Here is a 13,154-nt window from a genome sequence, read left to right as displayed (position 1 = left end):
GTTCATGTCAGGTGCTCGCGGGTGAGCCGGTCGAACACCTCGCGCAGGTCGAGGTCGCGGGCGATGTCCAGCACGGCCCTGGCCATCACCGACTCCGGGCCCGTACCGGCCACCACGAGTCCGACGCGGGGTTCGCGCGCGGGCCGCTCCAGCCGGATCACCCGCATGCCCTCCGGGACGCCGAACATGTGCAGCCACGCGTGCGCGATCACACTGGACCAGCGGTGGGTCGCCACGTGCGCGAACAGGGCGGAGACGGTGTCGGTCTCGATGGCGGGCACCGCCACCGCGCCCGCCCGCCTGAAGTTGGCGTCCAGGATGCGGCGGTTGCGCATCTCGGGGGCGAGCAGGCACAGCGGCAGAGCGGCGACCTCCGCCCAGCGCGCCACCTGCCTGCCGGCCAGCGCGCCGTCAGATGGGGTGAGCAGCAGGTAGCGCTCCTCGTACAGCGGGCTGACCCGCGCCTCGCCGAGGTCGTCCTCGTCGTCCAGGTACGTCATCGCCATGTCGATCTCGAACTCGGTCAGTCGCCGCGCGATCTCCCGCGACGACAGCGACGTCAGTGACACCCGGACGTGCGGGTGCCGCTCGCAGAACGGTGTCGTCAAGAGCGAGGCCGCGGTCAGCGCGGTCGGGATCGCCCCCATCCGCAGCGTGCCCGACAAGCCTTCGCGCATCCTGGACAGGTCCTGGCGTAACGCGTCGGCGTCGGCGATGATGCGCTGCGCCCACAGCAGCACCCGCTCGCCTTCCGGGGTCAGCCCGGCGAAGCGCTGGCCGCGCCGGACGAGGGGCACGTCAAGGTCGCGTTCCAGCTTGCGGATGGCTGCCGACAGCGACGGCTGGGAGACGTGGCAGGCCGCTGCGGCGCGGGCGAAATGCCGCTCACGGGCCAAGGCGACGAGGTATTCCAACTCACGCAACAGCACGCCACAGAATCCCCCGTGCGCACCCGTCCCGTCCATCCCCGAGATCACGATCGCCGTCCAGGGCGACGGCGGCGCGGGCTGGAGCACGTCGTGGCCTCCTGGAGATCGCCGGGCGGCCGGCGTCAGGGGAGCCGGGTGACCACGAAGTCGTCGAAATAGGTCCGGGTCTCGGAGACGCTCTCGACGTAGAGCCCGAAGCGGGGCGGGCCGACGGCCTTGCTCGCCTCGGTGTCGGCCAGCCGGATGACGAGCTGCTCGTCAGCCCACAACGCCAGGTCGACCTTGCCGTCACCACGCACGCACTCGGCGCGCATCAGGGCGTTCCCCCTGGCGGTGCCCTCCGGCAACGGTATGTCGCTGGTCATGTTCCGCGAGGTGCCGCCGACGACCTTGGCGATCTTCGCGTACCCGTCGCCACGGATCTGCAGGATGTAGAGGATGTCGTTGGCATCCTGGTCGTCCTTGGAGTACTCGCAGTAGACCCCGTTCCAGGTGCCGGGGCCGGCGCCGGAGAAGTTCATCTTCACCGACGCCAGCGCGCGGTCCGGGAGTCCCGTCTTCACCGGCGCCGTGCCCCACCGGTGCCCGGCGCCGCGCTTCACCCTGATCGTGTACCGGCCGTCGCCCGTGTAACCCTGGCCGGTGTCCACCCGGGTGCCCTCGTTGTTCCAGCCCGATTCGTCGGCGGCGAACGTCTCGTGGTAGACGACCTGGCCGCGGGGAGGCGTCTCCGGTGCTGAGTTCACCATCCACACCATCACTCCCGCGGCGATCAGCGCGCTCACCACCAGGGCCGCCCCCGCCCCGGTCAGCACGTCCCGCAGCCTGCGCCGCCGGCTCCCCTCCGCCAAGCGGTGCCTCGCCGGCCGGGAGTGGACCCGGCTCTGGCTCGCCCGGCGGAGCGCGCTCAGGTCGAGCCGTACGCTGCTGGCGACCTGGGCGGAATCGACGTCCGGACGCTGTACCAGCGCGGCCAGCAGTTCCTGCGCGGTGGGACGCTGCGCCGGGTCCTTGTTCAGTGCCGCCGCGACGATCGGCCGCAGGCCGGGGTCGAGGCGCCTCAGATCGGGTTCGTCATGGACGACTCGGTACATCGCGTGCGGCATGCTCGTGGAGGCGAACGGTGAGGTGCCCACGGTGGCCGCGACGACCACGCACCCCCAGGCGAAGATGTCCCCGGGCGGGCCCACCTGCTCACCTTGGACCTGCTCGGGGGCCATGTAATCGGGGGTGCCGAAGACCTGGTCGGTGGCGGTCTGCCGGTCCCCGGCGTCCAGGGCGCGGGCGATGCCGAAGTCGATCACGCGCGGGCCGAGCGGTGACAGCAGGACGTTCGCGGGCTTGAGGTCGCGGTGCACCAATCCGGCGCCGTGGATGGCGGTGAGCGCGGTCGCCACGCCCACGGCGAGTGCCTCCACGTTGGAGCCGGCCAGCGGCCCGTTCTCGCGCAGCATGCGGCCCAGGTCGGGCCCGGCGACGTACTCGGTGACGACCCACAGCGGCTCGTCGTCCAACTGCGCGTCGAGCACGGGTGCGGTGCAGAACCGCCGCACCCGGCGCGCCGCCGACACCTCGCGCCGGAACCGCGCGCGGAACTCGGGGTCGACGGCGAGAACGCGGTTGATCACCTTGATCGCGACCGGCCCCGACGGCCCCTCGGCGAGGTAGACCGTGCCCATGCCGCCCTGCCCCAGCCTGCTGGCAATCCGGTACGGGCCGAGTTGCACAGGATCGGACATTTCCAGTGCGAGGGCGGAATGCAGTCCATAGGACGTCACAATCGCCGATCCTAAGATGACTTATGCCGCTAAGTACTCACAACATGAAAGTGCCGGATATTGTCGCGCATTCCGAATGGCCCATGACCCTCCGGGGTCGTCGCCCTCCCGGTCAGGCGGTGGGGGGTGTGCCGAAGACGTGGGTGCCGGGCGCCGTGGGGTCGTCACCGGCCCAGAACTCCCGCCAATGACGGATGAACTCCGTGCGGGAGACGGTGCCGTCGCCGTCGGCGTCGAGGCGGGCGAATATGACGGCGGTGTCCGTGGGGCTGCCGTTCCACGCCTCGATCATGCGTTGGTACTCGGCCGGTGAGATCCGGTCGTCGCCGTCCTCGTCGATGGCGTCGAACATGGCCTCGGCCGTGGCGTCCACGGCGTCCGGCATCTGGCCGAGCAGATCCACGACGGTGAGGACGTCATCGAGCGTGACCGACTCGGGGTCGCGGGAGCGCTCGGCGAGCGTTATCCACCAGCCGTGCATGATCGCGGTGAGGCGCTCCGCATCGCCTGCCGCGCGAATGGACGCCCAGCGCCCCGCGAGTGCGTCGAAATCGGTCTCGCGCAGTGCGCCGTCGCCGTCGGCGTCCATCGCGCCGAAAACGAGTTGCACCTTGCCCCGCTGAAATGTGCTCGCCATGCCCCGATCGTCCCCGGCACCGCGCTCGGCGACTCCTGCCGCAACGGTTCCCTCCCCTTCGCCGCACGGTGACGGAATCATCACCATGAGTCACTCGCGCCGGAGGCCGTGACCATTCGTCGCGCGATCGGGGCGGCGGGGTGCGTGGTCGAGGAGTATCTCGGCGGCCTCGCGGGCATGGCGGCCATAGTCGGGGTCGTTGAGCACCATCGCGCGGCTCGCCGCGCCGTCGGCGAGGATGACGAGTTGCTCGGCGAGCGGTCCCGGCGCGTCGATGCCGAGCTCGTCCACGAGGTCGGTCACCAGGGCGAGCATGACGAGTTTCTGCTTGCGGGCGAAGGCGTGCACGCGGCCGGCGGGGTCGGGGTGCTCGACCGCCGCGTCGATGAACGGGCATCCCCGGACGACTCCGTCCGGCCACGGCTGGATGTCGAACATCGCGAGGATGCGGTCGCGGGGCGGGACGTCGGTTCGCGTCAGGGTTTCCAGCAGCGTGTACCCGGAGCTCAGGAGGTAGTCCAGCTGGGCCAGGACGAGATCCTCCTTGGTGGGGAAGTGCGCGTACAGGGTCCGCTTGGAGACCGGGGCGCGGGCGGCGACATCCTCCATCGTGGTCGCGGTGATGCCGCGCGTCGCGAACAGGATGCTCGCGGCGGCGAGCACGCGCTCCCGGCCGCCTCGCCCGGCTCGGCGTACCGGTCCGTCACTCATGACTCTAAGTATACGACAGCGTTTACAAGGCTTCGGCTCTCCGCTACAGTCCCCTCAAGTAAACGCAAACGTGTAGTTAAGGAGCGACCATGACCACCGAACTTGCCGGCGCGGCGGCGCGGCTCATCCGCGACCGGCGCGCGACCAGGGCGTTCCTGCCCGATCCCGTGCCTGACGAGACGATCGAGGCCGTGTTCGGCCTGGCCGGCGCCGCGCCGTCGAACACCAACGCGCAGCCCTGGCAGGTCGAGGTGGTCAGCGGGGTCGCCCGGGACAACCTCGCCAAGGCGCTCATGGACGCGGACCGGGCCGGCCTGCGGACCGTTGACTTCCCGTACAGCGACGACATCTACGCGCCGGCGCACCACCGCCGGCGCGCGGCGTTCGGCGCGGCCATCTACGGGGCGCTCGGCATCGACCGCGACGCCCAGGATCTGCGCGCCGCCTACGACGCCAAGAGTCTCAACTTCTACGACGCGCCCCACGTCGCTCTGCTGTACGCGCCGGACTCGGGTGACCCGCGGCTGACCGCCGATGTCGGGATGTACGCGCAGACGCTGCTGCTGGCGATGGCCGCGCACGGGGTGGCCAGTTGCCCACAGGCGCTGCTGAGCTTCTACGCCGACACGGTGCGCCAGACGCTCGGCGTGACCGGCGGGAAGCTGTTGTTCGGCATCTCGTTCGGCTACGCCGACCCCACGGCTTCGATCAACGCGGTCGCGGTCGGCCGCGAGCCGCTGAGTGAGACAACGCGCTTCCATCGCTGACCGGGCCCCCGGTGCCCGATCAGCGATCAGGCCGTCACTTCGTCGTGTCGGCCACGAGCTCACGATCGCCGTGACTGCCATCGTCCGGCTGTTTCCTGCCAACCTCGTCCGCCGTACGATGTCCGCCGAAGACGCGCCGGTAGTCGCGCGGCGAGACGCCATGCCGTTTGACGAAGTGGTCACGCAGGACACCGGCGGACCGGAAGCCCACCAGCTGGGCGATCTTCTGGATCGACAGATCGGTGGTCTCCAGGAGCTCTTCGGCCCGGGCGAGCCGCTGGTGGAGTATCCAGGCGTGGGGCGTGGTGCCGGTGGCCTCCCGGAAGCGGCGGGCGAAGGTGCGCGTGCTCATCAACGCGTGTCTGGCCAGATCGTCGACCGACAGGGCCTGCTGGAGCCGGGATCGGGTCCACCGCATGACATCGGCCAAGCGCGTGTCGTCGACCCCGGCGCCGATGTCCGGTGGGGTGGAAACGTGATGGAGCTGCCCGGCCTCGCAACGCGGCGCGATCATCGCTTCTTCGGCCACGGCGTCGGACACGGCCGGGCCGTGCTCGCGGCGCAGGAGATGCAGGAACATGTCGATGCCCGCGACCGCGCCGGCGCCGGTCACGATGCGCCCCGCGTCGACGTACAGGGCCTCCGGCTCCACGGTGATCGTGGGATATCGGTCGGCCAGCTCGTCGGCGAGGCACCAGTCGGTGGTGGCCCGGTGGCCGTCGAGCAGGGCGGTCTCGGCCAGCAGGAACGATCCGGTGCCGTACGCGGCGATGATCGCTCCTCGCCGGTAGGCGTCCTCGATCGCGGCGATGACCGGCGGGCGTACGGTCAGGGGCCTGCCGTCGGTGGGCAGCAGGATGATCAGATCGGCGGTGCTCATGGCCTCGGGGCCGTGCTCCACCTCCATGAGCAGGCCGAGATCGGTGCGTAGGACGCCGCCCTCGTCGGCGCACACGGTGTAGGTGAAGGACGGCAGCCCCACATCGGAGCGGTCGGTGAAGATGTTGCTCGCCACGCTCAACCCGAACGAGCTCACCCCCTGCGTCGCGTACGCGACCACGGATCGGAAGAAGCAGGCCGGCGCGGCGGAAGGGCGGCTCGGCACGCAGTGGCTCTTCTCCATGTGGCATCGTCCGAAAGTGGACCGCCGTCTTCGCACGGTTCCGGTCACCGGTGGTTCCTTTCAGCTGGAGCTGATCGCGAACGGTGGATGCGCCTCGTCGCCTCCCCGACGACCGCTCCGCTGAGGGTAGGCAATCCGGATGGCAGAACACTGGACATCGCCTGGACGCCGTACTTCCACAAGGCTCTTCGCGCCGTCCCGCTGACCTGCGCTGATGCCGATCGGCCCAGGACTTACCGGCAGAACTCACCGCTATCTGTAGAAAGAGGAGCCCTTGACGCCGGAACGCAGTAGCTTGTCAGCCCGATCGGGAACGAGTGCCAGGGGAAGCTCCATGACGTTGGGTGACCTCCTGCTCGCGTACCGGAAGCGAGCGGGCATCACTCAGCAGGAGCTGGCCGGCCGCGCCCCCACAGCGCGGTCGTCGTCACCAGCCGCAACGACCTCTCCGGCCTCAAGGTGTACGACGACGCGCTGATCGTGGAACTGGACACGCTCAGCGACGAAGAAGCCGCTGCCCTGCTGACCTCCTCCGCCTGTTCGCCGCGCAACGCTGCGCCGCGGTGGATGACGAGCACGAGCTCCGGTCGGACAGGCGAAAGTGCTCTGCAATCTCTGCCTGGTCCTGGGCGGCACCGGCCGGTTCGAGGAGGCGACGCGGCACCTCGGCCTGTTCGGCCAGGCCGTCCAGGATTACGAGCGGGCGCTGGAGATCCGCGACGACATCGGCGACGCCGCGACGACGCGCGGTCCCGCTGATGCCCGGCCCGTCAGGCAGGTCCGGTTTCACTGCCGGGTGAGCGGGGTCTCGGATGCGACGTGGGTCAGCTTCTGCGGGTTGCGGACGTAGTAGATGCCGGTGATCAGGGCGTCCTCGACCCGGATCGCCATGATGCCGTCGATCTCGCCGTCCAGCCGGACGAGGAGTGCCGGGTTGCCGTTGATCACGGTGGGCTCGCCGGTGAGCGTCCCTTCGACCTTGCCGAGACCGCCGACGAACATGCGGGCCACCTTCTCGGCGCCGGTGACCGGCCGCTGCACGGCCTGCTTGACCCCGCCGCCGTCGCCGATGAGGACGACTTCCGGAGCGAGTACGTCAAGCAGGCCCTGCAGGTCCCTGGTCTCGATCGCGCGGTGGAACGATTCCAGGGCCGCCCGGGTCTGGCTCGGGGAGGCCACCTGGCGGGGGCGGCGGGCATCGACGTGCCGGCGGGCGCGGTGCGCGATCTGGCGGACGGCCGCGGGGCTCTTGCCGACGGCGGCGGCGATCTCTTCGTAGCCGACGTCGAAGGCCTCGCGCAGCACGAAGACGGCGCGCTCGGTCGGCGACAGCGTCTCCAGGACCAGCATCAGCGCCATCGACACACTCTCGGCGAGCTCGGCGTCCTCGGCCACGTCCGGCGCGGTGAGCAGCGGCTCGGGCAGCCAAGGACCGACATAAGCCTCCTTGCGCCGCTTCATGGTGCGCAGCCGGTTGAGCGCCTGCCTGGTCGTGACCCGGACGAGGTAGGCGCGCTGGTCGCGCACCTGCCCGAGGTCGACCTTGACCCACCGCAGCCAGGTCTCCTGCAGGACGTCCTCGGCGTCGGCCGCCGAGCCGAGCATCTCGTACGCGACGGTGAACAGCAGGTTGCGGTAGGCGACGAAAACCTCGGTGGCGTGGTCGCTCATTTCCCGCCCCTTCTCCCGGCCGCCATGACGCCGCCGGGCACCACCACATCGGTGTTCCTCACCATGATGTCTCCTTCGTCTTCGCTCTGCCTCGGGTGACAGCGGGGTCGGGCGGAGCGTGGGCGCGGGCATGCGGGACGGCCGGTCAGGCGGTGAAGGCCCAGGGGCCGAAGCGGCCCCAGGCGATGAACGCCGCGAGCGCGAGATAGATCAGGTTCAGCCCGGCCAGCGCGAACTCCCCGCGGCGCCCGTGGGTGATCATCGCGCCGATCATCAGCACGACCCAGCAGACGGCGGTCACCGGCACGAGAACCGGTGCGACGGCGAGGGCGGCGGGCAGGATCAGGCCCAACGCGGCCAGGAGCTCAAGGACGCCGAGCGTCTTGACGAAACCGACGCCCACGTCCCCGGTCCACCCTCCGCCATGAAACGCGGCCAGGGTGTCCTTGGAGACGAACGTCTTGGTGATGCCACCGGTCAGGGCGACCACGGCCAGCAGAGCGGCAGCCGTCCACAGCGCGAGGTTCATGAGGCTCTCCTTCGTTTCCAGGGTTCGGCCTCAAGACACCGCACGGTCGAGCGTTGTGACAGCATGTGACGCACGCCACGAAGGCGACGCATTCCCCGTGCCGCCCGCGGTGGCGGTCTCAGGACGGCTCGGCGGGCGCCCCTGGATGTTCGGCGACGAATTTCCGCAGGAACCCGACCGCCGACACGTTGTAGACGTCCTCGATCGCATCGGCCGCCAGGTGGCACAGGAGAGAACGCTCGCGCGGCGCGACCCCCATACGGGTCAGGAACGAGTACGTGTAGTTCAGCACCACCCGGTAGCGCAGGAACACGGGATTGCCGAGCCCTCTTTTCAGGTATGCGTCATTGCTCAGCGCCAGGCGCAGGTATTCGCTGTTTCCTCTTTCCCGGAAGAAGTCCGCGCCGGGAGCCGGGGACGTGGTCAGCAGGCCGCTTTCGGCTATCGGCCCGGCACGTTCGGCGTGGCGGGCGACCAGTGCGGCCCATTCACGTACGAACGGGAAAGGCGCGGCATGAGGACCGTCCAGCGCGCGGATGACCTCGCGCAGGCGGCCGACGACCACGTCACGGTGTTTCCCGTACTTCGCCGCGAACTCCGAGCGCCACAGCTCGGTGTCGGCGCACGCGGCGAGGAAGCCTTCGGCGTGCGCGCGGAAGGACCCGACGTTGCGCCGGAGCCCGCCCACGGCGTGCGCGGTGGTGAACATCATGGTCAGCATGAGCAGGTCCAGACGATCTCTCCCTTCGCGGAGGTGCCGGGACATGTCCAGGTACAGCTCGTTGCTCTCGACGGAAAAGTCCATGATCAGATCCGCCGCCTTCTGGTCCCCCACGACGTGCCGACGGAAGTCGAACGGCGGATAACGGATCGTGTTGTCCGGGTACCAGGGAGCGAGCGGCCCGATCTCCCGCTCCTGCCGGGCGAGCACCCGGTGCTGAAGGAGCCTGGATCGTTCGTCGAGCCGGGCCGTGGACGGGTGCTCCCGCAGGTAAGCGCCGATCGTCTCCTCGATCGCCGGACGGATGACCTCGGACCAGTCGTAGGCGTGCGCCTGGACGTTGATCCGGAGGTGCGGTCCCTGGCGCCAGTGCGGGGCGACGAAGGCCGCCTCGGTCAGCGCGGCCACCCGATCGAGCAGGGGGCCCACGGCGTCGACCAGCAGCCCGGACTTGTCCTTCTCGTAGTAGTAGACGTACGCGCTGTGCCACGACGCCGCGCTATCCATAAGGGCTGACCATTCATTCCGGCTTCTCGGCATGCATTCAGCGTTATGGCAACGGATGTTATCCACCGCCCGAACGAGAAGGCAAGAAATTGCCCCATGAAACAAATCTTCACGTGATTGAATTTTCGAATTCCCAGGCCACCACGGCAGCGGCCATTGAGTTCCATCTTTTTTCGGAGAATTCACAGACGATCGTGTACGTGCAGAAACGCCGACCGGGATTCCGGCACGAGCTGCACGGACAGCGGACGGAGGCTCCGGTGATCTCTCTCAACCGGTGTGCAGGATCCGCAGGCTGTCGGGTCGCGCCGGATCTCGATCGACGACCTGGACCGGGGGCCAGGCCCATTGCCACACGTGGATGCCGGGCGTGCGGGAGAACCGGATCTGCCCGCGGGTGCCTTCGACCGATACGCGCGGCCAGGATTCGGTGATGCTCGCCCGGTCCGTGCCGTACGAACGCAGCACCTCGGCGAGGACGGTGATCGTGTCGTAGCCCTCGAAGGCGACGAAGGAGGGCGCTTCGGCCAGCCGCTCGCGCAGGGCCGTCTCGACCCAGGCGCCGAGTGGGCCGAGGCGCTCGGGCAGGTAGCGCAGGAACGGGATCGCGGCGCCGTCGTCGCCCAGCGACGTCGCCCACGTGGCGAACTCCGGCTGCCCGGCCGGGGCACCGATCATGATGTCGGCCAGGCGCCGGTCGCGGCGGACGGACTTGACGATCGACACGGCCGGCTCCGGGTGGCCGGCCAGGAGAAGGAGGGCTGTCGCGCGTGCGCCGACGAGTTCGTCGCACACGGCTGCGCCAAGGTCGAGTTCGGTGACGGTGCCGCCGCGCGGAGCGAGGTGGTCCCGCAGGATGCGCACTCCGGACGCCCAGTAGAGGCTCGGCTGGGCGGCCACGGCGATGCGGCGGTGGCCCGCGCCGAGGAGGAAGTCGGCGTAGATCCGCCAGCCGTGGGACTGCGCCGGGGCAAGGCGCGCGACGCATGCGGCCGGCTGCTCGGTGAGCGCGTCGAGAACCGCTGACGAGCAGAGGAACGGCAGGCCGAGGGCGTCGGCCCTGACGGCGGCGACACGAGCGACGACACTGTGATACTCCCCCGCCAAGGCGGCCACGCCCAGGCGAGCCAGTTCGTCCACGGCCGCCACGGCCCGCTGCGGGTCGGCCGCGGTGTCTCGCACCACCAGATCGAGCGGCTTTCCGGCGATCCCGCCGGCCTCATTGACCTCGCGAACGGCCAGCTCCAGCCCAGCGAGCAGATGCCGGCCGGCCTCGACCCAGCCGGGCCGGGTCAGCGGTACGAGAGCGCCGATCCGGACGGACGATCCGTCGGTCCGCTCCACTCCAGCCGGCGACGGTGGCTTATTCATACGTTGACGTCTCCCTTGTGGCTGTCCGTGGCATTGTGCCGGATCGCCGAGCTGCCGCATCGAGCGGCTCCTGGGCGCGGAGGCCCACGTCCTTCCGCTCGGCGCCGCACGGGCGCCCGGGTCACCGGCCGATCGGGTGCCAGACCGTCTTGATCTCCAGGAAGGGCTTGATGCGGGACAGACCCGGGTCGGTATCGTCCCAGTCGTCTCCGCCGGGTCGCCGGACCCTCTTGAGGGTGGTCGCCGCCAGGGCCTCCAGCTCGGCCGCGAGACCTCCCGCGCCGGCCAGGTCCAGGGCGTTCACGTCGGCGTGGCCGGCCAGTGGTGCGGCGAGCTCGGACAGGCGGCCGGTCAAGATGTTGGCGGCACCCGCCGGAAGGTCCGAGGTGGCCAGCGCCTCGGCCAGCGTGATCGCGGGCAGCGGGGCATCCTCGCTCGCCACCAGCACCGCCGTGTTGCCGGAGGTGAGCACGGGGGCGAGCACCGAGACCAGCCCGAGCAGCGAGGAGCCGGTGGGGGCGAGAATGCCCACGACGCCCGTCGGCTCAGGCTCGGAGAGGTTGAAGTACGGGCCCGACACGGGGTTCGCGCCACCCAGCAGCTGGCCGAACTTGTCGGCCCACCCGGCGTAGTAGACCCAGCGATCGACGGCCGCCGACACGAGCGCCTGTGCCCTGGCCTTACCCACCCCCTCCGCCGCGCCAACCTCCTCGGCGAACTGGGACCGCCGGCCCTCCATCATCTCCGCGACCCGGTAGAGGATCTGGCCGCGATTGTAGGCCGTACGTCCCGACCAGCCCAGGAACGCCTTGCGGGCCGCCACCACGGCGTCGCGCACGTCCTTGCGCGAGGCCAGGGCGGCGTTGGCGAGATGGTCTCCGGCCGAGGACGTCACGGGATAGGACCTGCCTGACTCCGAGCGCGGGAACGCGCCGCCGACATAGAGCTTGTACGTCCTGCGCACGGCGATGCGCGGAAAGGTGTCAGTCAAGGTAAGCCTCCAGCCCGTGCCGGCCGCCCTCACGGCCGTACCCGGACTCCTTGTAGCCACCGAAGGGGCTGGCGGGATCGAACACGTTGAAGGTGTTGGACCACACCACACCGGCGCGCAACCGGCTGGCGGTCCAGAGCATCAGGGAGCCCTTCTCCGTCCACACGCCGGCGGACAGCCCGTACGGCGTGTTGTTGGCCTTGGCCACGGCCTCCTCCGGGGTGCGGAAGGTCAGCACCGACAGCACGGGGCCGAAGATCTCCTCGCGGGCGATCCGGTGCGCCTGCGTGACGCCGGTGAACACGGTGGGCGGGAACCAGTACCCGCGCTCGGGGAGTGGGCACGCCGGTGACCAGCCCGTGGCGCCTTCCGCCTGGCCGGCCGCGGCGAGCTCGCGGATCCGGGCGAGCTGCGCGGCGGAGTTGACCGCCCCGATGTCGGTGTTCTTGTCCAGCGGGTCGCCGAGGCGCAGCCGCTCGATGCGGGCCCGCAGCCGGGCCAGCAGCTCGTCCGCGATGGACTCCTGGACCAGCAGCCGGGAGCCCGCGCAGCACACGTGGCCCTGGTTGAAGAAGATCCCGGTGACGATCCCCTCGACGGCCTGGTCGATCGCCGCGTCGTCGTAGACGATGTTGGCGCCCTTGCCGCCGAGTTCGAGGGTGACCCGCTTGTCCGTGCCGGCGACCGCGCGGGCGATCTCCCTGCCGACCTCGGTGGAGCCGGTGAAGGCCACCTTGTCGGCGCCCGGGTGCGCGACCACGGCGCGGCCGGTGGCGCCGGCGCCGGTCACGATGTTCACCACGCCGGGCGGCAGCCCGGCTTCCTGGCAGATCTCCGCGAACGCCAGGGCGGTCAGCGGGGTGGTCTCGGCGGGTTTGAGCACGACCGTGTTCCCGGTGGCCAGCGCGGGCGCGACCTTCCAGGCGAGCATCAACAGCGGGAAGTTCCACGGGATGACCTGCGCGGCCACGCCCAGCGGCCGGGTGCCCAGCCCGGCGTGCGCCAGCTTGTCGGCCCAGCCGGCGTAGTAGAAGAAGTGGGCGGCGGCCAGCGGCAGGTCGACGTCCCTGGTCTCCTTGATCGGTTTGCCGTTGTCCAGCGACTCCAGGACGGCCAGCTCACGGGCACGTTCCTGGATCACGCGCGCGATCCGGAACAGGTATTTGCCGCGCTCGGCCCCCGGCAGGCGAGACCACACCTGCTCGAAGGCCCGCCGCGCCGCCGCGAAGGCGCGATCCACGTCGGCGTCATCGGCGACGGCCACCTCGGCCAGCGGCTCCTCGTCGGCCGGGTTGACCGTGACGAGGCGCTCATCGCTCTTGGATTCGACGAACTCGCCGTCGATGAACAGGTCGTACGACGGCCGGATGGACACGATGGCCCGTGACTCCGGCGCGGGCGCGTACTCGAAGATCTCCA

At 70.1% G+C, this 13,154-nt stretch carries 13 protein-coding genes; 2 read left to right on the top strand and 11 right to left on the bottom strand.

Translation table 11 applies throughout. The annotated features are described in order from the left end of the window. Positions 1-2: 2 nt before the first annotated feature. The 4 genes from IEY87_RS07395 to IEY87_RS07380 all read right to left on the bottom strand — a co-directional run bounded on the left by IEY87_RS07395 (position 3) and on the right by IEY87_RS07380 (position 4,055). Positions 3-1,016 (bottom strand): LysR family transcriptional regulator, encoded by a 1,014-nt coding sequence (locus IEY87_RS07395; RefSeq protein ID WP_225277114.1) that lies wholly within the window; start codon positions 1,014-1,016, stop codon positions 3-5. Positions 1,017-1,051: 35 nt separating this feature from the next. Further along, entirely contained in the window at positions 1,052-2,668 is a 1,617-nt protein-coding gene (locus tag IEY87_RS07390; RefSeq protein WP_189137727.1) for a serine/threonine-protein kinase, read from the bottom strand. Between the two features lie 151 nt (positions 2,669-2,819). Then, positions 2,820-3,344, bottom strand: a complete 525-nt coding sequence (locus IEY87_RS07385) for an EF-hand domain-containing protein (protein WP_189137726.1) — start codon at positions 3,342-3,344, stop codon at positions 2,820-2,822. Positions 3,345-3,434: 90 nt separating this feature from the next. Continuing rightward, a complete protein-coding gene (locus IEY87_RS07380; protein WP_189137725.1) occupies positions 3,435-4,055 on the bottom strand; it encodes a TetR/AcrR family transcriptional regulator in 621 nt (206 codons plus the stop codon). Positions 4,056-4,144: 89 nt separating this feature from the next. Between IEY87_RS07380 and IEY87_RS07375 the strand changes: the two genes are divergently transcribed. Then, positions 4,145-4,822: a nitroreductase gene (locus tag IEY87_RS07375; RefSeq protein WP_189137724.1), complete on the top strand. Its 678-nt coding sequence runs from the start codon at positions 4,145-4,147 to the stop codon at positions 4,820-4,822. 34 nt (positions 4,823-4,856) lie between these two features. On the opposite strand, the gene IEY87_RS07370 is transcribed toward IEY87_RS07375, so the two are convergent. Beyond that, positions 4,857-5,945 (bottom strand): GlxA family transcriptional regulator, encoded by a 1,089-nt coding sequence (locus tag IEY87_RS07370; protein WP_189137723.1) that lies wholly within the window; start codon positions 5,943-5,945, stop codon positions 4,857-4,859. Between the two features lie 601 nt (positions 5,946-6,546). On the opposite strand from IEY87_RS07370, the gene IEY87_RS07365 reads away from it, so the two are divergent. After that, on the top strand, positions 6,547-6,795 hold the full coding sequence (locus tag IEY87_RS07365; RefSeq protein ID WP_189137722.1) for a hypothetical protein: 249 nt from the start codon (positions 6,547-6,549) through the stop codon (positions 6,793-6,795). Here IEY87_RS07365 and IEY87_RS07360 read toward each other — a convergent pair. The 6 genes from IEY87_RS07360 to IEY87_RS07335 form a co-directional block, all read right to left on the bottom strand. After that, positions 6,732-7,616 (bottom strand): RNA polymerase sigma-70 factor, encoded by an 885-nt coding sequence (locus tag IEY87_RS07360; RefSeq protein WP_189137721.1) that lies wholly within the window; start codon positions 7,614-7,616, stop codon positions 6,732-6,734. The genes IEY87_RS07365 and IEY87_RS07360 overlap by 64 nt on opposite strands. Before the next feature lie 145 nt (positions 7,617-7,761). Beyond that, positions 7,762-8,145, bottom strand: coding sequence for a DoxX family protein (locus IEY87_RS07355; RefSeq protein ID WP_189137720.1), 384 nt, complete (start codon positions 8,143-8,145; stop codon positions 7,762-7,764). 118 nt (positions 8,146-8,263) lie between these two features. Continuing rightward, positions 8,264-9,373, bottom strand: a complete 1,110-nt coding sequence (locus IEY87_RS07350) for a thiopeptide maturation pyridine synthase (RefSeq protein ID WP_189137719.1) — start codon at positions 9,371-9,373, stop codon at positions 8,264-8,266. Positions 9,374-9,643: 270 nt separating this feature from the next. Next, entirely contained in the window at positions 9,644-10,744 is a 1,101-nt protein-coding gene (locus IEY87_RS07345) for an ABC transporter substrate-binding protein (RefSeq protein WP_189137718.1), read from the bottom strand. Between the two features lie 121 nt (positions 10,745-10,865). Beyond that, positions 10,866-11,735 carry an aldehyde dehydrogenase family protein gene (locus tag IEY87_RS07340; protein ID WP_225277115.1) on the bottom strand — a complete coding sequence of 290 codons (870 nt, stop codon included), beginning with the start codon at positions 11,733-11,735 and terminating at the stop codon, positions 10,866-10,868. Then, a complete protein-coding gene (locus tag IEY87_RS07335) occupies positions 11,728-13,149 on the bottom strand; it encodes an aldehyde dehydrogenase family protein (protein WP_225277192.1) in 1,422 nt (473 codons plus the stop codon). Before IEY87_RS07335 ends, IEY87_RS07340 begins: the two co-directional genes overlap by 8 nt. Positions 13,150-13,154: the final 5 nt, after the last annotated feature.

This window comes from Nonomuraea glycinis, from assembly GCF_014646515.1.
Classification (GTDB): Bacteria; Actinomycetota; Actinomycetes; order Streptosporangiales; family Streptosporangiaceae; genus Nonomuraea; species Nonomuraea glycinis.
This window is presented reverse-complemented; position numbering and strand designations above follow the sequence as displayed.